The following is a 21855-nucleotide window of genomic DNA, read 5'->3' as shown; positions in this document are numbered from 1 at the left end:
GTTGCGCGGCCAGCGCATCGAACTGGGTGAAATCGACGCGGCCGTGCTGAACCTGCCGGCAATCACCGCAGCCTGCACCTTGGTATTGGATAACCGCTTGGTGGCGTTCTACAGCAGCAGCGCAGCGCAATCGGGCCTCGACACCCTGCTCGCTGCCGAGCTGCCGGCCTACATGGTGCCGGCGGTGTGGGTCCACGTCCCCACGCTGCCGCTGAACAGCAACGGCAAGATCGACCGCAAGGCCCTCGCGGCCTTGCCCTTGCCGCAAACCCGGAGGGACTACGCCGCACCGCGCAATGCGCTGGAAAGCCTGCTGTGCCAGTTGTTCGGGGAACTGCTCGGTGAAAGCCTGACCGGCGGGCGCGAGGTCGGCACCACGGACAGTTTCTTTGCCTTGGGCGGTGATTCAATTCTCGGCCTGAAGCTGATCTCACGCCTGCGCGAGCAAGGCTACTCGCTGACGCCACGGGACCTGTTCCGCTCGCCGACCCCGGCGGCGCTGGCCCAGGTGACCACGGCCCTGCTGACCCAGGCCGAACAAAGTGAAGTCAGCGGTGCGATGCCGTTGATGCCCCTGCACCAGTGGTTCCTCGATCAGCAGCAACCCCAGGCCGCGCACTGGAACCAGTCCGTGCTGGCCGACAGCGATCGGCGCCTTGAGCCAGCCATTGTGCAGGCGACCTTGGATCGGCTGGTCGCTCACCACGACGCCTTGCGCTTGCGATTCGCCGAGGTCGACGGACAGTGGCAGGCGCAGATCGCCCCCGTCGCCCCTGCGCAACTGACCTGCTGCGACCACCCGGACCAACTGCTGCAGGTCGCGCAAAGCCTGGACCTGCAACACGGTCCACTGTTTGCCGCCGCCCTGCTCGAAGGTGAACCCCAGCGCCTGTACCTGGCAGCCCATCACCTGGTGGTGGACGCGGTGTCCTGGACGCCACTGCTGGAGGATTTCCAGCAGCTGTATGCAGGACTGGAGCGTGGCGAACAGCCGACGTTGCCGGCGAAAACCACGTCCTACCGTCAATGGGCCGAGCACCTGCACGCCCATGCTCCCAAGGTCGCGGGCGAACAACGCTACTGGAACACCCAGATCAGCGCGAACCGTCCGCCTGTTGCCACGCTGGCCGAGCGCCGGACCCTGGCGGCCCGTTGGGACGCCACCCGCACCCACCAATGGCTGACCGAGTCCCACGGGGCCTACCGCACGCAACCGGAAGAACTGCTGATCGCCGCCCTTGCCGCAACCCTGGCGGAAGCCGAAGGCCACAGCGACATCGTCGTCGACCTGGAGCGTCATGGTCGCGATGCACCTTTCGCCGGCCTGGACGTCAGCCGCACCGTCGGCTGGTTCACCACGTTGTTCCCGCTGCGCGTCAGCGCCAGCGGGGCCCGTGGCGATCAGGTACGCAACGCCAAGGAAGCCTTGCGCGCAGTACCGGGCCAGGGGCTTGGCTACGGCTTGCTGCGTCAACGCGCTCAACTGCCGGCCAGCCACGGCGATGTGCTGTTCAACTACCTCGGGCATGAGCAGACGCCCGAAGGCTGGTTGCGCGCCAGCAGCCTCACGCCGCCGCCGGAGGTGTCGCCGGCGAACCGGGTGACCCACGCCCGTGAAGTGGTGGCGTGGCTGGAGGACGGCGTGTTGCGTGTCGAATGGCACAGCGTCACGCCGCAGGCCGACGGCCGCTTGCCCGCTCGCCTGCTGGAGCACCTGCAAGCGCTGGTCGAACACTGCCTCGATCCCCAGGCCGGCGCGCTGATGCCCTCGGACTTCCCGCTCGCCAAGGCGCTGAACCAGAAGTCCCTGGACAAGCTGCTGGGCAAGCTCAAGACCAAACCGAACTCCCAAAGCCAGTGAGTCGCGCAGCGCCCGCGTGGTCATCGCCTGACCACTGCGGGGCGCCAGAACCGACGCTCACTGTTTTCAAGCCTTTGAAATGGATCAAGCCAGCATGAACGACATCGAAGACATCTACTCCCTCTCGCCGACCCAGCACGGCCTGTTGTTTCACAGCGTCTATGAACCGCAATCGCGGGTGTATTACCAGCAACTGAGCCTGGAAATGCGTGGCCCGCTGCAACTGAATGCCTTTCGCGGGGCCTGGCAGGCGCTGATGCAGCGTCACGCGGTGTTGCGCAGCGCATTTCTCTGGGAGGAACTGGACGATGCCTATCAGGTGGTGCAACAAGATGTCGACCTGCCCCTGACCGAACTCGACTGGCAGGACCGCGCCGAGCCGCAAGCCGACCTGGAGCAACTCGGCCTGGAGCAACGCGCCCAACCCCTGGAGCTGAACGAGTCGCCGCTGATGCGCGTGTGCCTGGTACGCCTGGCACCCGAGCGCTGGCACTTGATCTGGACCTTCCATCACATCCTCATGGACGGCTGGAGCGTCGGCATCGCGGTGCAGGAATGGCTGGCGCTCTACTACGAGCAGGCCCATGGCCGCCCGGCCAACCTGGCACCGACCCGACCCTACCGCGACTACATCGCCTGGCTGGCAGAGCAGGACATGGCCGTCACCGAAAGCTTCTGGCGCGACCAATTGCAGGACCTGAGCGAACCGACCCCGCTGCCCAACTTTGCCGTGCGCGAGGCGGCGCCTTCGGGCGCACCTTTCGCCGAGCGGGAAAGCCGGCTGGATGCCAGCGAAACCGAGCAACTGTCGCAGTTCGCCCGCCGCCACGACTTGACCCTCAACACCTTGATCCAGGGCGCCTGGGCGTTGTTGCTCGGTCAGCACGCCGGGCGTGACGAGGTGGTCTACGGCGTCACCGTCGCCGGCCGCCCGGAGAACCTCGCGGCGGTCGACGGCACCGTCGGACTGTTCATCAACACCCTGCCGCTGCGCGTGCAGTGGGCCGAGAGCCCGAAGCTGGTGGACTGGTTGCAGCAGTTGCAGCACGCCAACAGCGACCTGCGCCATCACGCCTACCTGCCCCTGGGCAAACTCAAGGCAATGACGCGGATTGCCGCTGAACAGGCGCTGTTCGATTCGATTCTGGTGTTCGAAAATTTCCCGGTCACCGACGCGCTGAACCAGGACACCGGCGGCCTGAGTTTTCACGCCCCTTCCAGCGAGCAACAGGCCGACGGCATCACCCTGACCCAGGGCCGCAACCACTTCCCGCTGTCGCTGATCGTGATGCCGGACCAACAGTTGCACTACCTGATCAGCTACGACCGCAGCCGCTTCAGCGATGCCGAAGTGGCGGTGTTGTCCGCGCAACTGCGCGCGATCCTGCTGGCGATGACGGCGCAGGCGCAGTGCCGGGTCAACGAACTCGAATGGTTGAGCGCGCAAGAACGCCAGCAACTGCTGGTGCAGGGTCTTGGTGCGCAACTGCCGGTCCCCCAGACGTGTCTGCACCAGTGTTTCGAACAACAGGTGACCGCGCACCCCGAGCAACTGGCGGTACACGATCGCCAGGTCGCGCTGACCTACCGTGAGCTGGACCAGCAGGCCAACCGCCTCAGCCAGTATCTGCGCGCCCAGGGCATCGGCCATGGCAGCGTGGTCGCCCTGGCCTTGGAACGCAGCGCCGAATTCGTCATTGCCCTGCTCGCCACCCTCAAGGCCGGCGCGGCGTATCTGCCGTTGGATATCAAGCAGCCTTCCGGGCGCCTGATCGATGTGCTGGTGGACAGCCGCGCCGCCCTGCTGATCGGCGCCACGCCTTCGTCGCTGCTCAGGGGCCTGGCCGAGCAAACCCCGGCACTGTGGCTGGCGGAACAGGCGCAAGCCATCGCCGCCCAACCGGACACGTCACCCGCCGTGCCCCACAGCCCGACCGATGCGGCCTACGTGATCTACACCTCGGGCTCCACCGGCACGCCCAAGGGCGTGGTGGTCGAGCACCGGTCCATCGTCGACTACCTGACAGCGGTGCAAGCCGTCCTCAACCCGCCGTCGGCAGCCCGGTACGGCTTGCTGTCCAGCATTGCCGCCGATCTCGGCCACACCCAACTGTTCGGTGCGCTGTGCAGCGGCGCCAGCCTGTTGCTGGTAGACGAAGACAGCGGTTTCAGTCCGCTGGCACTGGCCGAACTCTTCGACCGGCACCCGGTGGATGTGCTGAAAATCACCCCAAGCCATCTCGCCGGCCTGCTGCAGGCGCTGCCCGATGCACGCCTGCTGCCCCGGGCGCTGTTGGTCTTCGGAGGCGAGGCCCTCAGCCCGGCACTGCTGGCGCAGGTCAACCGCCTGGCGCCAGGCCTGAAGGTGTTCAACCACTATGGCCCGAGCGAAGCGACGGTGGGTGCAATTGCCACCGAGCTGCCTGCGGGCCTGCGCAGTATCGCCCTCGGCCGGCCGTTGCCGAACCGCCAACTGCGCGTGGTCGATGGCAACGGTCGCCTGGCGGCCACCGGAGTCAGCGGCGAGCTGCTGATCAGCGGCGCCCTCGCTCGGGGTTACTTGCACCGGGACGACCTCACCGCCGAACGCTTTCATCTCGATGCCGACCAACAACGCTGGTACCGCACCGGCGACCGCGTGCGTTGGCAAGTGGACGGCCAAGTGGCGTTCCTCGGCCGCGTCGACAGTCAGGTGAAGATCCGTGGCAATCGCCTGGAGCTGGGCGAAGTCGAGGCGCAGATCAAGCGCCTGTCACCGCTGATCGAGCAGGCCCTGGTGCGCGTCGTGGAACTGGACGGCAGCCCCAGGCTGGTGGCCTGGCTGGTCGCCAGCCAATCGATTTCCCCCGTCAAGCTGCGCAACGACCTCAGTGCCCGCGTGCCTGACTACATGGTGCCGGCGCACTTCATCACCCTCGATGAATTGCCCCTCACCCGCAACGGCAAGGTCGACGTCCAGCGCCTGCCAACACCGCAAAAACCCACCGATGACAGGGCCAGCCACGTCGCCCCGCGCAATGAAGTCGAAGCGCTGCTGGCCGAGATCTGGCAGGACGTCCTCAAGCTTGAGCGGGTCGGCGTGCACGACAACTTCTTCGCCCTGGGCGGCGACTCGATCATCAACTTGCAGATCATCGCCCGCGCCAACCAGCAGGGGCTGAAGCTCACCCCTCGGCAATTGTTCGAGAACCGCACCATCGCCGATATCGCCCGGGTCCTGGGTGCCGATGCCAGCCAGGGGATGGCGCAAAACCTTGCCGATGGCTACGAGTTGCCGCTGGGAGCGGGCCAATGGGCGCGCCTGCAACAGGGCCCGCTCGACGCCACCTGGCGCTGCGTGGCGCTCGCCCAGGCCATCGACAGCGACCTGCTGGGCCAGGCGATCACAGCCTTGCAGCAACACCACCAAGCCTTGCGCCTGGCACTCAAAGCGTTGCCGGAAGGTGAATGGCAGCAACGGGTACTGGGCTCGGCCAAGGCCCCGGTCATCACCCGCGAGACGCTGGCGGCGTGCGACCCGGCACAGTTGCAGGCCCTGGCCCAGGCCGGTGTCGACGCGCTTGAACTGGACGCCGGACAAACCCTGCACGCCCGCCTGCTCGACCTGGCAGGCAAGCCGTCGCTGTTGCTGGCCGCTCACCCCTTGTGTGTGGACGAGGCGTCGTGGTCGCTGCTGCTCACCGACCTCAACCTGGCGTTGGCGCAACTGAAATATCAACGGCCGGTGCGCCTGTCCTATACCGGCGGCGATTTCAGCCAGTGGACGCGCCATCAGCAGACACACGCACAAAGCGATGCCCTGGACGATGCCTGGGAGCACTGGCTGCAATACGCCGGCGTGGAGCCACTGCAACTGCCGGGCAGCGAACAGCCCGCCAGCGTGATCGAACAGACACTGCCGGCCGCCACCTGCGACGAACTCCAACGCGTGGCCGAGGTGTTGCAGGTGGATTGGAGCAACCTGTTGGCCGCTGCCGTGGTCGAACAGTGCCGTGAGCTGCGCGGCGACGGCCTGATCGCACTGAGCGTACAAGGCGTGCGCCCCGTCACCGAGCGCTTGCCGGTCAATGCACCGATGGCCATGGCCGATCTCGAGCCGGCATGCATTCTCGGGCCGCTGGATCTGGCAGTGCCGTACTTTCTCCAGCCCGAAGGCGACAACCTGCTGCAACGGGTGCAGGCAGTGGTCGCGCAGATGCGCGCCTACCCGCAACATGGCGTCGACTACGGCGCCTTGCGCTACCTGTCGGACAACACTTACCTGCAAGAGCCCCTGCGCGATCTGCCGGCGGCCGCGGTCGCCATTCGCTGGCTGGGCAACCTCGACAGCCATCGCGAAGCGCACGGCCTCCTCGCCCAGGTCGAAGCGGCGAACCCGTTGATGGCTTCGACCTGCCCGCTGACACTCGACGCCTGGTGGCAGGACGGATGCCTGCATGTCCGCAACCAGGGCGCCCTCGCCGCGAGTTGGGCGCCACAGCTCATGCACCGCCTGGGCGAGCTTGCCGGGTTGGTCACCGCCACCAACCTGCGCCCCGCCAGCCAGGCCTTCGCGCTGTGCCACAAGCAAGCGGCGACCCTGGCGGCCGAGCCTCTGGATTGGTCGAACATCGAAGACGTCTACCCGCTGTCGTCCATGCAACAGGGCATGCTGCTGCACACCCTGCTGCAACCCCACAGCGGCATCTACCTGATGCAGCAACGCTACAGCTGGGACGGCGTATTGCAACGCCCGGCCATGGAAGCGGCCTGGCAGGTGTTCCTGCAACGGCACCCGATGATGCGCACCGCGTTCTGGTGGCAGGACGACCATGAGCCGCTGCAATGCGTCTACCGGCAGACTCATCGGGCATTCGACTGGCAGGACCTGCGCCATCTCGACGCCGACCAGCAGCGGCTGGCGATGGACCAGGCCCTGGAGGCGCAACGCCTGGAAGGTTTCGCCATGGCCCGCGCGCCGCTGACCCACCTGCGGGTATTCCAGCTCGATGAGCGACGCTTCGCCGTGGTGCGCAGTTTCCACCATATCCTCACCGACGCCTGGTGCTTCGGCCTGCTGATGGAAGACCTGCTGGCGATCTACCAGGCCATCGTGCGCGAGGAACCGGTGGCCCGTCCGCGCTTTCGTTCCTTCCGCAGCTACATGAGTTGGTTGGAACGTCATGACATGGCGGCTGCGCACGCTTTCTGGCAGGCGCAGATGGCCGGTTTCAGCGAGCCGACGCCACTGCATGTGGGCGGCCCCGTGGCCCGTCCCGCGCAGGCGCCGGAGCAGGTTGGCGACTTCGACCAGACCCTGAGCATCGCCCAGACCCAGCGGTTGCAGCAGCTGTGCCAGCAATACCAACTGACGCCCAACACCTGGATTCAAGGCGCCTGGGCGTTGTTGTTGTCGCGCTACAGCGGCAACCGCGACGTGTTGTTCGGCGTCACCGTGGCCGGTCGCCCGACCGACCTGGCCGGCGTCGAGGAAATGGTCGGACTGTTCATCAACAGCCTGCCGCTGCGTATCGATGTCGACCCCGAGGCGCCGGTCGCCGAATGGTTGCAGGCGCTGCTGTCCCACAATGCGCAATTGCGCGAGCACGAAAGCGCGTCGCTGGTGGACATCCAGCGTTGCAGCGAAGTGCCGCGCGGCCAGCAACTGTTCGACAGCCTGGTGGTGTTCGAGAACGCGCCACTGGACATCAGCAGCGTGCAACTGGACGCCTTCAGCATCGACATCTATGAAGACCGCGTGCACACCAACTTCCCGATGACCGTGGTGCTGTACCCTGGCGACCGCCTGGGCATCCGCCTGTCCTATGACAGCCAGCGCTTTCACACCGACACCGTGCAACGCATGCTCGGCCACCTGGTGCAGTTGCTGTCGAGCATGCTCGATCAACCGCAAGCACCGCTGGGCAGCCTGCACATGCTTACCGAAGCGGAGCGTCGGCAGTTGCAGGTCGAGTGCAACCGCAGTGCCGTCGACTTCCCGCTGGAGCGTGGCTACGCGGCGCTGTTCGCCGATCAGGTGCGCCGTCGCCCACAGCACATCGCGACCGTCTGCCAGGATCAATCGCTGACCTACGCCGAACTGGACCGCCGCGCCAACGCCGTCGCCCATGCCCTGCAAGGCGCTGGCGCTGGTCCGGAAACCCTGGTGGCGCTGTTTGCCGAACGTGGCCTGGCCTTGCTGACGATGATGATCGCCACGCTCAAGGTCGGCGCCGCGTTCCAGGCGCTGGACATCCAGCAACCGCCCGCGCGCCTGGCGGAACTGCTGAACCTCGGCGAAGCGCCGCTGCTGCTGGTGTGCGACAGCGCCACGGCAGCACTGGACAACGTTCTGCCTCAAATGCGCCAGCAGCCCACTTGCCTGATCGCCCAGGCGCTCTGGCAAGGCAGCGAACAGCCGCCGGTCACGTACTCGCACAATCCTGACCAACTGGCCTACGTGATCTTCACCTCGGGGTCCACCGGCACGCCGAAAGGGGTGCTGGTCGAACAACGCGGGATGCTCAACAACATGTTCGGCAAGGTGCCGAGCCTGGGCCTGGGCGAGCACGATCGGATTGCCCAGACGGCGTCGGCGGCGTTCGACATCTGCGTGTGGCAGTTCCTTGCCGCGCCGCTGTTCGGCGCCACCGTGCACATTCTCCCCGATGCCCAGGCCCACGACCCGGTGGCCCTGCTCGACGCCGTCCAGGACCAGGCGCTGACGCTGCTGGAAACCGTGCCGGCGCTGATTCGCGGCATGCTCCAGGAAAGCCAGGCGCACCACCGCCTGGCGAGCCTGCGCTGGCTGCTGCCCACCGGCGAGGCGCTGCCACCGGCCCTGGTGCGGGACTGGTTCGCGCGCTTCCCGACGATTCCATTGATGAATGCCTACGGCCCGGCCGAGTGCTCGGACGACGTTGCTTTCCACCCGATCACCGAGGCCCCGGTCGACGACTGCCTGCACATGCCCATCGGCAAGCCCACCGCCAATAATCAGGTGTTCGTCCTCGATTCGGACCTGCGCCTGGTGCCCATCGGCGTGCCCGGTGAGTTGTGCATCGGTGGGGTCGGGGTGGGTCGCGGTTACCTGCGCGACCCGCAACGCACCCGCGAAGCCTTTGTTCCGCACCCGTTCCAGGCGAATGCACGGCTGTACCGCAGCGGCGACATCGGCCGGATGCGCGCCGACGGGGTGATCGAATACCTCGGCCGTCGCGACCAGCAAGTGAAGATCCGCGGCCACCGTATCGAGCTGGGCGAGATCGAAAACCGCCTGATGCAACACCCGGCGGTGGACAGCGCAGCGGTACTGGCGCTGCCGGACGCCCGGGGTGCCTTGCAACTGGTCGCCTGGTACGTGCTCGACAGTGCTGCCGAGCTGGGTGGCGAATCCGCACAGCAGCTGTTGAGCGCTTACCTGGGCGCGCAACTGGCGAGCTACATGGTCCCGGCCCGCTGGCAGGCCCTTGAGCATTTGCCGCTGAACGCCAACGGCAAGGTCGACCGCCGTGCCCTCGCCGGTCAAGGCGTGCCTCAGGCCGGGACCGCCGAGGAGCTGTGCGTGGCGCCGCGCACCGAAACCGAAAAAGTCCTGGCCGAACTCTGGCAAGAAATTCTCGGCCTGGACACCGTCGGTGTGCACGACGACTTCTTCGCCATCGGCGGTCACTCGCTGCTGGCAACCCAGGTGCTGTCGCGGATGCGTCGACGCCTGGACGTGAACCTGCCGCTACGTACGCTGTTCGAACGCCGCACCCTGGAACAACTGGCCGAAGCGGTTGATCGCCAGCGCGCCGCCCAGGTCGAGCACGACGATGACAGCGAAATAGCCCTGGCGCCGCGCAACCTGCCGCTGCCGTTGTCCTATGCCCAGCAACGGCTGTGGTTCCTCGATCGCTTCGAAGGCCCGAGCGCCGCCTACAACATGAGTAGCGTGGTGAGGTTGCGCGGGACCCTCGACATCCCGGCGCTGCAAGCGGCGGTACAGGCGGTGCTGGAGCGTCATGAAGCGCTGCGCACCACCTTCCACCTCAACGGTGACCAGCCCTGCCAAGTCATCAGCCCGGCACCGCGGGTCGACCTGACGCCAACCGAGCTGGGTCAGTTGGCCGGCGAGCAGCAGGCAGACACCCTGCAACGCCTGATCGATGCACAGGCCCGCACCCCGTTCGACTTGCAACAGGCGCCGATGCTGCGCGCCAACCTGTTGCGCCTGGGCACCGATGATCACGTGCTGCAACTGGTGCTGCACCACATCGCCACCGACGCCTGGTCCATGGGCATCCTGGTGCAGGAGTTGATCACCGGCTATCAGGCCTACACCCGCGGGTCGACGCCGACCCTGCCGCGGTTGCCGATCCAGTACGCCGACTATGCCTGCTGGCAACGCAGCGAGGCGCAACAGCGCCTGTTGGCACGGGCCATCGACTACTGGCGTCGCCAGCTCGACGGCGCACCGACGCTGATCCCGCTGCCGCTTGATCGCCCGCGCCCGGCGCGACCCGACTATCAGGGCGCGGCTTTGGAGCAACGGTTCAGCGTGGCTCAAACGCAGGTGCTCAAGGCTTATGCGCAGCAGCAACGCGCGACGCTGTTCATGGTTCTGCTCAACGCCTTCAACAGCCTGATGCAGCGGGCCACCGGCGCGAACGACTTTATCGTCGGCACCGACCTGGCCAACCGCGAACACCCGGCCCTGGAGCACCTGATCGGTTTCTTCGTCAACGTGCTGCCGATCCGCGCGCGCCTGACCGAAGGCGAACCCTTCGACGCCCGCCTGCAACGTTTGCGGGACGATTGCCTGTCGGCCTTCCAGCACCAGCAAGTGCCGTTCGACAAGCTGGTGGAGGAACTGCAACCGCCGCGCACGCCGGGGGTGAACCCGCTGGTTCAGGTGCTGTTCGTCATGCAGAACACACCGAGCGGCAACGCCAGCCTGCCGGACCTGGCGGTGGAACACCTGGTGCCACGCCAGGAGAGCAGCAAGTTCGACCTCGCCGTGTTTGTCGAAGAGGACGAAGAACAGGGTTTGAACGTGCGTTGGGTGTACCGCACCAGCGTATTGCTGGAGGCGACCATCAAGCGCCTTGAGCAGGGCTTCGAAAGCCTGATCGAGCAGATTGCCGCGGCCTCCGGGCAGGCGCTGGACAACTGGTCCTGGCGTCTCGAAAAAACTCATGGCAGCGCAGCGCCTGCTGCGCCTGCTGCGCCTGATTCGCCAGCCGACGACGCCACGGCCCGCAGTGCTCGCAAGCTGTCCAAGCTGAGCAAGCTCAAGCAGACCCGCGCCACCGCCGTCAGCCAGTTGGCCCACGAGCAGGTGCGCTGCCGCAGCCTGATTGCCGGGCAGCCCTTGCCGCTGGTGATCGAGCCGTTGCTCGGCGACCTCGATCCGGTGCACTGGGCGCTGCAAGCCCGCGAGTGGATCAACACCCAGTTGCGCACCCACGGTGGCCTGCTGTTCCGAGGTTTCAACCTGCCGGACGCCGCCGCTTTCGAACAGTTCGCCCAGGCCATCGAACCGGACCTCTATGGGACTTACGGTGACCTGCCGAAGAACACCTCCGGCAAGAACATCTACCACTCCACACCGTACCCGGAACAGCACATGATTCTCTTCCACAACGAGAGCTCGCACCTGCCGCAGTGGCCACGCAAGCAATGGTTCTATTGCGAAACACCGTCCCCCGTGGGCGGCTGCACACCGATCGTGGATTGCCGGCAGGTGCTGGCGCGCTTGCCGGAGGACATCGTTGCCCGCCTGAAAACCCGGGGCCTGCTTTATGTGCGCCACTTCACCGACAAGCTGGACGTGCGCTGGCAGGACTTCTTCAAGACCCAACAGCGCGAGGAAGTCGAACGCCAATGCCTGGCGTCGGGCATGCGCTGGGAATGGCTGGGGGTCGATAACCTGCGCATCGCCCAACACTGCCCGGCCATCGTTGAACACCCTGAAACGGGGGAGCTGTCGTTCTTCAATCAGGTACAACTGCACCACACCGCCTGCCTGGAGCCGGAAGTGCGGAGCAATCTGATCAGCCTGTTCGGCCCGGAAAACCTGCCGCGCAATGTGTATTACGGCGACGGCAGCGTGATCGAAGACGCGGTGATGGAGGTGATCGGTGCGGCGTACGAAGACTGCGCCGTGCGGTTTACCTGGCAAAAGGGTGACATGGTGATGCTCGACAACATGCTGGTGGCCCACGCCCGAGATCCGTTTGAAGGCGAGCGCAAGATCTGTGTCGCCATGGGCCAGATGATGCGTCGTGAACAACTGACCGGGCATCTACCCGAAGCACAGCCGCAGAAGGTTTCGGAGGTGCTGGCATGACGGCTTGTGAAAAGCGTGAAGAGGCTTTCGCCCTCTCGCCTCAACAGCGCAGCCAGTGGCTGGGCGGGTTGCCGCCGGTGCGCCTGGAACTGGAAATCCACGGTGCGTTGGCGTTGGAGCGCGTGCAGCAACGGCTCGCCGCCTTGAGTGCTTGTCACGAGGCCCTGCGCTTGCGTGTACGGCCTGAGCCGGGGTTGCTGGTGCCGTTGCAGGTGGTTGAATCCGCCGTCACCGCAACTGAAGCGATCAGCGTCGAGGTGCAATCGGTGGATGCCGACCGGCACCGGGTGACGCTGCAACTGCCGGCCCTCAGCGCGGATCGCGGCACTTTGCTGCGCCTGGCACAGGCACTGGGATCGGCGCAGGCACCGGCATTCGACGACGAAGCCATGACCTACACCCAATACAGCGCCTGGCTCTACGAGTTGCAGGCCGATGAAGACGCCGAGCATGGCCGGCGCTTCTGGGCCACCCAGGCGCTGGACGAACCGGCTGCCAGCGAATTGCTCTACCGCCAGGTGCGCACCGACCGCTCCGATGCCCCGGTGACCACCCGCCTGATCGCCAGCCCGCAGTTGAGCATGGCGCTGGATGGTTTCTGCGCTGGCCACAACGCATCACCGCAACAGCTGCTGATGACCGCCTGGGGCGTACTGTTGCAACGCTTGAGTACCGGTGACAGCCCGGCGCTGACCTTGAATTGGGTCCACGATTGCCGCGACGACTACGAAGAACTCGCCGACTGCTGGGGGCTGTTCGCCAAGCCCCTGCCCTTGCGCTGGCAACCGGCGCCCGACAGCCCTTTCGACCAGGCATTGGCGAATGTGCAGACGCTCTGCGAAGTGGCCACCGAGTGGCAGGAATACAGCGGCGTCAGCAGTGCGCAGCCACTCACGGCGTCGCTCTATGGCTTCCAATGGGGTGCACGCCTGCCTGATCGGCTCGGTGTATTGGGCAGCAGTGCATCGACGCTCCGCGTACTGGACATCCAGGCCATTGCGTCAGGCATCGAACTGCTGCTGGTCGCCGAAACCATCAACGGCGGCTACCGCCTGAATCTGTGTCACTGGCCGAGCCGCTACAGCGAGCAAGCCGCCGCGACGCTGCTGGAGCAACTCCAGTCGCTGCTGCTCGATGCGCTCGCCCACCCAGGCAAGCCACTGTCGGCGCTGTCGGTGGAGGCGCCGAGCTTCACCACCACGCTGGCGGCGCTGCGGCCCCCGCTCGAGGTTCTTCCGCCATTTGCCAGTGTGCCGGCACGCTTCAGCGAGTGCGCCGCACAGTACCCCGGGCAACTGGCCCTGCGCGATCGTCACGGGCAACTGAGCTACGCCGAACTGGACGCGCGCAGCAATCAACTGGCGCATTACCTGCGTGCCCAGGGCGTTGGCCGCGAAGATCGCGTGGCGTTGTACCTGGATCGCTCGACGCAGATGGTGCTGGCCATGCTCGCCGTGCTCAAGAGCGGTGCGGCGTTTATTCCGCTGGACGTGCAGCAGCCGGCGCAACGCTCCCTGGCGATTCTGCAACAGGCGCAACCGGCCTTCATCCTCAGCGGCGCGGCAGGCAGCGCACCGGCCCTGCCCGGTATCGACAGCCTCGATCTGCGCGATGCAGCGGTTTGGCAGCAAGGGCCAACGAGCGCACCGGTTCCCGACATCCAACCCGGGGACGCGGCCTACGTACTGTTCACTTCGGGGAGTACCGGCACGCCCAAAGGCGTGATCGTCGAACACCGGCAGCTTGGCAGTTATGTCACCAGCGTCTCCCGGCGCCTGCACCTGGTGGCTGGGGAGCGCAGTGCGGTGGTCACTTCGCTGGCCGCCGACCTCGGCTACACTCTGCTGTTCCCGGCGCTGCTCAGCGGCGGCGAACTGCGCCTGCTGGACAAGGAAACCGCCATGGACGCCCAGGCCTGGGCGGCGTGGCAGGCGCAGTACCCGATCGATCACTTGAAGGTCGTGCCGTCGCTGCTCGATGCCTGGTTGATCCACGCCCAAAGCGCTGCTGTACTGCCACGCAAACAATTGATCCTCGGTGGCGAAAGCGGCTCGCAGCGTCTGCTGCAAAGCCTGCGCACCCTTGCGCCGGCGCTGACGATCTTCAACCACTACGGCCCCACCGAAACCACCGTCGGGGTGGCCATGCACAAAGTCGAACCGGCCCAGGACTACCGTCGCCTGCCCCTCAGCGACCGTCTCGACGGCATGCGCCTGTACCTGCTCGACGATCAGCAAATGCCGGTCGCCCCTGGGCAAAACGCCGAGCTGTACATCGCCGGCCCGCAACTGGCAAGGGGTTATCTGGACGCGCCACAAGGCGCCGGCCGTTTTATCGAGCTGGCACAACTGCCCGGTGAGCGCCTGTATCGCACCGGCGACATGGCCCGCTATCTCCATGACGGCAGCCTCGAAATCACCGGCCGCGCGGACCGTCAGGTGAAAATCCGCGGTTTCCGCGTGGAACTCGACGAGATACAGGCTCAACTGACCGGCCTGCCCGGTGTGGCCCAGGCGGCGGTGGAATGCATCTCCCGCGGTGAACTCGGCCAGCAACTGTTTGCGTTCATGACCCTGGCGCCCGGGCATTCGACCTCCGTGGCCCGGCTGCACGGCCAGGCCCAGGATTGCTTACCGGACTACATGCTGCCCACCCTGCGGATCGTCGAAGCGTTGCCGCTGATGGGTAACGGCAAGCTCGACCGCAAGACCTTGCAGCAATGGGCGGACAAAGTCCTCGACACGGTCGGCAGCGCCCTGCCGCGCACGCCGCTGGAAGCTCTGCTCGCCGACATCTGGGCGCACGTGCTCGGCCTGGAGCGGGTGGGCATCGACGATGACTTCTTCGAACTGGGCGGGCACTCCCTGGCGGCGGTGACGCTTGCCAGTCGCTTGCAGAGCGCACTGTCAGCCCCGGTGACGGTCAATGCGGTGTTCAACGCCCCCAGCGTCTCGGCCTTTGCGGCACTGGTGCAGGCCGAGCTGAAGCTGTCGCCGCTGGTCAGTCTGTCACCGCCCAACGCCGAGGCCGACAACCTGTTCTGCTTCCACCCGTCCACCGGCCACGTGCAAGACTACCGCACGCTGTTGGCGCCCCTGCAAGCCTGGAACCTCTGGGGACTGCAGGCGGCCTATCTGGCCGAGGACAGCACCGCGCTGGACGGCGACATCGAAAGCCTCGCCGCGTTCTACGTCGAGCATCTGCGCCAACAGCAGCCCCATGGGCCGTATCACCTGCTGGGCTTCTCTCTCGGCGGGTTGCTCGCAATTGCCGCTGCCGCGCGCCTGGAAAGCCAGGGTGAGAACGTCGCCTTTCTCGGTATCATCGACTCGCAATACCAGCATCAGGCGCCGGAAGACAGCGTCGAAGCGCTGCTGGAATCGGCCTCGCAAGCGTTGACCCCCGACAGCCAGATAATGATGCGTCAGTTGCCCGCGCCAATCATGGCCGCACTGACCGCGCAACTGAATGCCCTGCCCCCGGCAGCGCGCCTGCCGGAACTGGTGCAGTGGGCCCGGCAGCAAGGCCTGCAACTGGACGGCGACAGTTGGGAACACGTGCAAACGCGGCTGCGCTACCAGCAGCATACGCAGCACTTGCTCGCCAGCTTCAAGCCGGCGCAGCTGAGCTGCCCGGTGCATGTCTGGTGGGCCAGCGACACCCTGGCCCAGGCTGAGTTCGTCGACCCGCAGTGGGAACGCCTGAGCAGCGGGCCGCTGACCCGCGAGGTCATCCAGGCGCAGCACCTTACCCTCCTCGAACAACGCGCCCTGCATCAACAGTTGGCGGCGCGTCTCGAGACCTTGGCTACACACGGAGCGGTTTGAAATGGATCTGTTGTTACTCATGGCTAAACGCTCATGGCGCGCCCTGCTGGTGGCGACGCTCACCGGCCTGACCTGCGGCCTCGCGGCGGCCGGGCTGATCGCCAACATCAACCACAGCCTGACGGTGTTCGATCAACTGCGTCCGGCGGACGGCCTGTACTTCGGCGGCCTGGTGGTGCTGGTGGCGGTGTCGCGGGTGATCTCCGACGTCAGCCTGCTGCGCCTGGGCCAGGCCGCCGTCAACGACATGCGCCTGCACCTGAGCGCCAAGCTGATCGATACGCCCTACGCGCAATTGCAACGCCTGGGCAAGCACCGTCTGCTGGCGATGCTGACCGACGATACGCAAACCATCAGCCAGGCCGTGGAGCTGGTACCGATCCTGCTGGTCAACGCCGGGATCATCGCTGCTTGCCTGGCCTACCTGGGTTGGCTGAGCATGCCGCTGCTCGGCCTGACGCTGTTGCTGATCGCCTTGGGCAGCCTCAGTTTCAACTGGCCGCAACGCCGGGCACTGACCTCGATCACCCGGGCCCGGGAACTCAAGGATCAGTTGTTCGACCAGTACCGCCTGCTCACCGACGGCAGCAAGGAGCTGCAACTCAACCATCCGCGTCGGCAGCACTTCTTCACGCGCCTGCTGATACCGGTGAGCCAGCAATATCGTCGGGACTTCGTGCGGGGCATGAGCATCTACGCCCTCGTGCTGAACTGGGGCAACGCGGTGTTCTACCTGCTGATCGGCGTGGTGCTGTTTGCCGCGCCGCACTTCATCGAGCTGAGTGCCAGCCTGGTCACCGGCTATATCCTGGCGATCCTCTACATGATCACGCCGCTGTCGGAACTGATGCACGCCCTGCCGACCCTGGGCCGGGCCAGCGTCGCGCTGAACAAGATCCGCGCCCTGGAAGGCGAGATGCAAGCCGGCGACGAGACCGTCGAGACGATCTCGCCGACCCACGTGCGCAGCCTGGTGTGCCGACAGGTCACCCACACCTACTACCGCGAGCGCGAGGACGGGCATTTCACCCTGGGGCCCATCGACCTGACGTTGACCGCCGGCGAGGTGGTGTTCATCACCGGTGGCAACGGCAGTGGCAAGACCACCCTGGCCTTGTTGCTGACGGGCCTCTACCGGCCGGAAAGCGGTGACATCGTGCTCGACGAACACGTCTCGTCAAGCAATGACAACCACCATTACCGCCAGCACTTCTCGGCGATTTTCACCGACTTCTGCCTGTTCGAAAACCTGTTCGATGGCGACGATCCGCACCTGGTGAAACAGGCACAGGATTACCTGATCCAATTGCAACTGGACCACAAGGTGCACATCGAGGAAGGCAAGCTGACGACGCTGGCGCTGTCCACCGGGCAACGCAAGCGCCTGGCGCTGCTCAGCGCCTATCTGGACGACCGTCCGTGCTATCTGTTCGACGAGTGGGCGGCCGACCAGGACCCGGTGTTCAAACATTTCTTCTACACCCGGATCCTGCCCGACCTGCGCGAACGCGGTAAATTGCTGATCGTCATTTCCCATGACGATGCCTACTTCGGTCTGGCCGACCGGTTGATCCGCATCGAGCATGGCAAGCTCACTGAGATAGCGCCTCACACCGTCGCGCAAACGCCGGCCATGCTGTCCGCTCAAGACGCTTAGCCGTCTTCATAGATGTAATGCAGGTAGCTCACCTGCTCCGCCAGGGGCAGGCGATGCAGTTTGGGGCAGGACTCGCAGAGCACCGGCGGCTGGCCTTCGACGGCTTGGTGCAATTGGTAATGCAGACAGCAATGCCGACGCAATGGCAAACACGGGCAGATCTGCGGCGCGGGTGATTCGACCATGCGTTGCAGGCTGCGCAGCTTCAGGCGTCCATCGTTGACCGTGATCGGCTCCAGCCACTGGTGCGCCTCGGCGAATCCATCCCGGGACAGGTTCGGGTCCATTCTGGCAAAGGCGCCGTCCCAGATGGCAACCATGTTGCCCCACAATATCTTCGGTGCCAGGCCGCCAACGCCGGCCAGGGTGGTGAACAGCGGCGCCAGGTGCTCGTGGATCAGCCGCGACCAGTAGGCCGCACGCTCGTCCAGCCCCAACGCCGGCATCCGGACCGCCAGGCCCAGTGCCGAGGGCTGGCCGTCGTCGTGCAACAGCGTCGCTTCCTCGCCCCAGAAATCGATGGCGCAGTGGCGGGTCAGCACACAGGCCAGGGTTGCCGGCAGGATGATGCTCATGTAGTTCATCGACCACTGCGAGACCACGGCTGCGCGATTCACCCCTGGATAACGCAGGGCGAAGCGGGCCAGCAAGGGTTGCAGCCCGCCAGGGTCGGCAAGTCGGCTCAACGCAATGGAAGGCTGGTCGCCAGGCACTGGCCGGATAACCCGCTGTATCGGCGGCCACGCCTGGTTCAGCCATTCTGGAAATTCGATAACGGGCTCCCGTGTCTTTCCCTAATTAATGCAAACGATTAGCATTGGCTGATCCTATCCTCCCTCCCCTGTAAACTCAACGTCGTCAGCGACCGGGCTCACCAAGACCACATGCACACACTCCGCAATTTCTGGCGTCTCGCGCGGCCTTTCTGGGTCAGCGAGGAAAAGTACCCGGCGCTGTTGCTGCTGCTGGGCACCGTGCTGATGACCCTGTGCCTGGTGGGCATCAACATCCTCAACAATTTCTGGAACCTGCATTTCTATAACGCCTTGCAGGCCCTGGATTACCAGGGCTTCCTGATCGGCAGCCTGCAATTCATCCTGCTGCAGGCCGGCACGGCGGCCTTTACCGTGGGCGCGTTCCACTTCCAGCAAAAGCTGACCATGCGCTGGCGTCGCTGGGCCACCCGGAACATGCTCGACCAATGGCTCGGCAGCCAGCGTTACCAGAAGCTGAAACTGACCGAGACCGAAGTCGATAACCCTGATCAGCGGATCGCCGAGGACATCGACCTGTTTATCGTCAAGTCGCTCAAGTTGAGCCTGGGGCTGTTGACGTCGGTGGTGTCGCTGTTTTCTTTCCTGAATATCCTCTGGCAGGCCTCCAGCCTGGTGAGCGTGCCCTTCAACGACCAATCGGTGGTTATCCCGGGACTGCTGGTGTGGATTGCGCTGGTGTATGCGCTGCTGGGCACCGGCCTGGCGTTCTGGCTGGGCCGCGCGCTGCCCAGCCTGAATTTCATGCAACAGCGGCGTGAAGCAGACTTTCGTTTCTCGCTGATCCGTCTGCGGGAAAACGCTGACTCGGTGGCTCAGTACGGCGGTGAAGTGGTGGAGAACGAACGCTTCAACCAGCGACTGGAGGCGGCATTGGAGAATTTCTGGGCGCTGGTGAAGAAACAGAAGCTGATCATGGGCTACTCGACGTTCTATCTGCGCAGCGCCACGGTGATCCCCATGTTTATCATGGCGCCGCAGTTCTTCGCCGGCGCCTTTCCCCTTGGTCGCCTGACGCAGATCAGCGCAGCGTTCGGCGAAGTGCACGCGGCCATCGCCTACCTGGTCGGCGTATTTCCAGAGCTATCGGAGTGGAAGTCGGTGATTGACCGATTGAACGGTTTCCAGGAGCGCCTGGATAACGTCGAGGTCACCTCTCAGGTCCGGCTTGGGCAGCAGGCCGACGGTCTCGACATCAACGACCTGGACGTCTGGCTGCCGAACGGTCGGCAACTGTTCAAAGGCTTCAGCCTTTCCCTCAAGCCCGGTGACAGCCTCATGCTCAGCGCGCCTTCGGGCTATGGTAAATCGACGCTGATCCGCACGATCACCGGGCTCTGGCCCCATGCCTGCGGATCCAGTCGTTACGACCGCGCACGGGCAATGACGCTGCCGCAAAAACCCTATCTGCCGTTGGGCAGCCTGCGCGAAGCGCTCTGGTACCCCAACCCGCCCCGCAACGAGGAGGACGCGACGCTGCGCAAGGCCATGGAACAAGTCGGCCTGCAACACCTGGGCGATCAATTGGACCAGGAACGCGACTGGGCACAGACCCTCAGCGTCGGCGAACAACAACGCTGTGCGTTCGTCCGCGCCCTGTTGGCCCGGCCTACCGTGCTGTTCCTCGACGAGAGCAGCTCGGCGCTGGACGCAGCCAACGAACTGCGCTGCTATCAACTGCTCAAACAGACGCTGCCCGAGACGATCCTGATCAGTGTCGGGCACAACACCTCGCTGGAACACATTCACTGGCAGGTCCTCGAACTCGGGGACGAGGACCAGTGGGTGCATCGCAAGAACCGGCATACGGCCCTGCCAATCAGCTAGTGGCCTGTACCGTTAATTCGAGTGCACGAACTTAGCCACACAGGCCCTCAGGTATTCGGTGGGCGTGGGGCTTGCCCGCGAAGACCTCAGCACAGCCGACAGGGATGCACGCTGACCCATCTTCATCGCGAGCAGGCTCGCTCCCACCTGGGATTTGCATTGCCCACAGATCTTGAAGCCACCCGAAAACCCTGTGGGAGCGAGCCTGCTCGCGATAACGCCGACACATCCACACTGCCGCCAAAATGACCATCAGTCCCCGTGCCTCGCGATCTCTCTGAACTTCCATCCCGCCTCCCGCCTCTGCCCTTTACCATCACGCTAAAGAGAGAGGCAGGACGTCATGAGAGCACTCACTTATCACGGCGCGCACAGCGTCAAGGTCGACACGGTCCCGGACCCGGTCCTGGTGGACAGCGACGACATCATCCTGCGCGTCACGGCAACGGCCATCTGCGGCTCGGACCTGCACCTGTATCGCGGCAAGATCCCCACGGTCGAGCATGGCGATATCTTCGGGCATGAGTTCATGGGGATCGTCGAAGAGGCTGGTTCTGCCGTGACCGCCGTTCAACCCGGCGACCGCGTGGTGATCCCGTTCGTGATCGCCTGTGGCAGCTGTTTTTTCTGTCAGATGGACTTGTTCGCCGCCTGCGAAACAACCAACACCGGGCGCGGCGCGATCCTCAACAAGAAATCCATCCCACCAGGGGCTGCACTGTTCGGCTTCAGCCACCTGTACGGCGGCGTGCCCGGTGGGCAAGCTGAATATGTACGGGTGCCCAAGGCCAATACCGGGCCTTTCAAAGTGCCGGGAACCCTTTCGGACGACAAGGTGTTGTTCCTTTCGGACATCTTGCCCACCGCGTTTCAAGCGGTCACCAATGCCGGGATCGGCAATGGCTCGAGTATCGCGATCTACGGCGCCGGCCCGGTTGGCTTGTTGAGTGCCGCGTGCGCGAGGATGTTGGGTGCCGAGCAGATCTTCATGGTCGATCACCACCCCTATCGCCTGGCCTACGCCCAACAAACCTATGGGGTGATTCCGATCAACTTCGATGAAGACGACGACCCCGCCGACACGATCATTCGCCAGACCAAAGGCATGCGCGGTGTCGACGGCGTGGTCGATGCGGTGGGCTTCGAAGCCAAAGGCAGCACCACCGAAACGGTGCTCGCCACGCTCAAGCTTGAAGGCAGCAGCGGCAAGGCCTTGCGCCAGTGCATCGCGGCCGTCCGCCGTGGCGGTGTGGTGAGCGTGCCGGGGGTGTATGCCGGCTTCATCCACGGCTTCCTGTTCGGCGATGCGTTCGACAAAGGCCTGACCTTCAAGATGGGCCAGACCCACGTGCAGCGTTACCTTCCCGAGCTGCTTGGCCACATCGAGACCGGCCGCCTCGCGCCCGAGGTCATCATCAGCCATCGGATGTCGCTGGAGCAGGCCGCCGAAGGCTACAAGATCTTCGACAAGAAGCAGGAGGATTGCCGCAAGGTGATTCTCACGCCGGGCGACTCAGCCATTGCAGTGCCGGAGGGTGACGGCCCGGCGCTGGTGCAGGGCACCTAAGCTCAGTCACGAAACCCCTGTGGGAGCGAGC

The 21855-nt window shown here is 65.1% G+C and carries 7 protein-coding genes; 6 read left to right on the top strand and 1 reads right to left on the bottom strand.

What is annotated here, in order from left to right:
- The 4 genes from J7E36_RS25265 to J7E36_RS10515 all read left to right on the top strand — a co-directional run.
- Positions 1 to 1861 (top strand): condensation domain-containing protein (locus J7E36_RS25265; protein ID WP_231286360.1); only part of this gene is annotated, 1861 nt, incomplete at its 5' end.
- A 94-nt stretch (positions 1862 to 1955) separates the two neighbouring features.
- Positions 1956 to 12173, top strand: coding sequence for a non-ribosomal peptide synthetase (locus J7E36_RS10525; RefSeq protein WP_215002551.1), 10218 nt, complete (start codon positions 1956 to 1958; stop codon positions 12171 to 12173).
- On the top strand, positions 12170 to 16000 hold the full coding sequence (locus tag J7E36_RS10520) for a non-ribosomal peptide synthetase (protein WP_215002550.1): 3831 nt from the start codon (positions 12170 to 12172) through the stop codon (positions 15998 to 16000). Before J7E36_RS10525 ends, J7E36_RS10520 begins: the two co-directional genes overlap by 4 nt.
- A 1-nt stretch (position 16001) precedes the next feature.
- Positions 16002 to 17657, top strand: coding sequence for a cyclic peptide export ABC transporter (locus J7E36_RS10515; RefSeq protein ID WP_215002547.1), 1656 nt, complete (start codon positions 16002 to 16004; stop codon positions 17655 to 17657).
- Here the strand turns inward: J7E36_RS10515 and fhuF are convergent.
- A complete protein-coding gene (gene fhuF / locus J7E36_RS10510) occupies positions 17654 to 18343 on the bottom strand; it encodes a siderophore-iron reductase FhuF (protein ID WP_215002618.1) in 690 nt (229 codons plus the stop codon). The genes J7E36_RS10515 and fhuF overlap by 4 nt on opposite strands.
- A gap of 198 nt (positions 18344 to 18541) precedes the next feature.
- Between fhuF and J7E36_RS10505 the strand changes: the two genes are divergently transcribed.
- The gene (locus tag J7E36_RS10505; RefSeq protein ID WP_215002545.1) at positions 18542 to 20257 is read left to right on the top strand and encodes an ABC transporter ATP-binding protein/permease; all 1716 of its coding nucleotides are present in this window, start codon (positions 18542 to 18544) and stop codon (positions 20255 to 20257) included.
- Between the two features lie 343 nt (positions 20258 to 20600).
- Complete coding sequence (locus J7E36_RS10500) at positions 20601 to 21824, top strand: zinc-dependent alcohol dehydrogenase (protein WP_215002543.1); 1224 nt, start codon at positions 20601 to 20603, stop codon at positions 21822 to 21824.
- The last annotated feature ends 31 nt before the right edge of the window (positions 21825 to 21855 follow it).

It is taken from the genome of Pseudomonas fluorescens, from assembly GCF_018614775.1.
Taxonomy (GTDB): Bacteria; Pseudomonadota; Gammaproteobacteria; order Pseudomonadales; family Pseudomonadaceae; genus Aquipseudomonas; species Aquipseudomonas fluorescens_BY.
The sequence above is the reverse complement of the archived record's forward strand: the minus strand, read 5'-3'. Positions and strand labels throughout refer to the sequence as shown.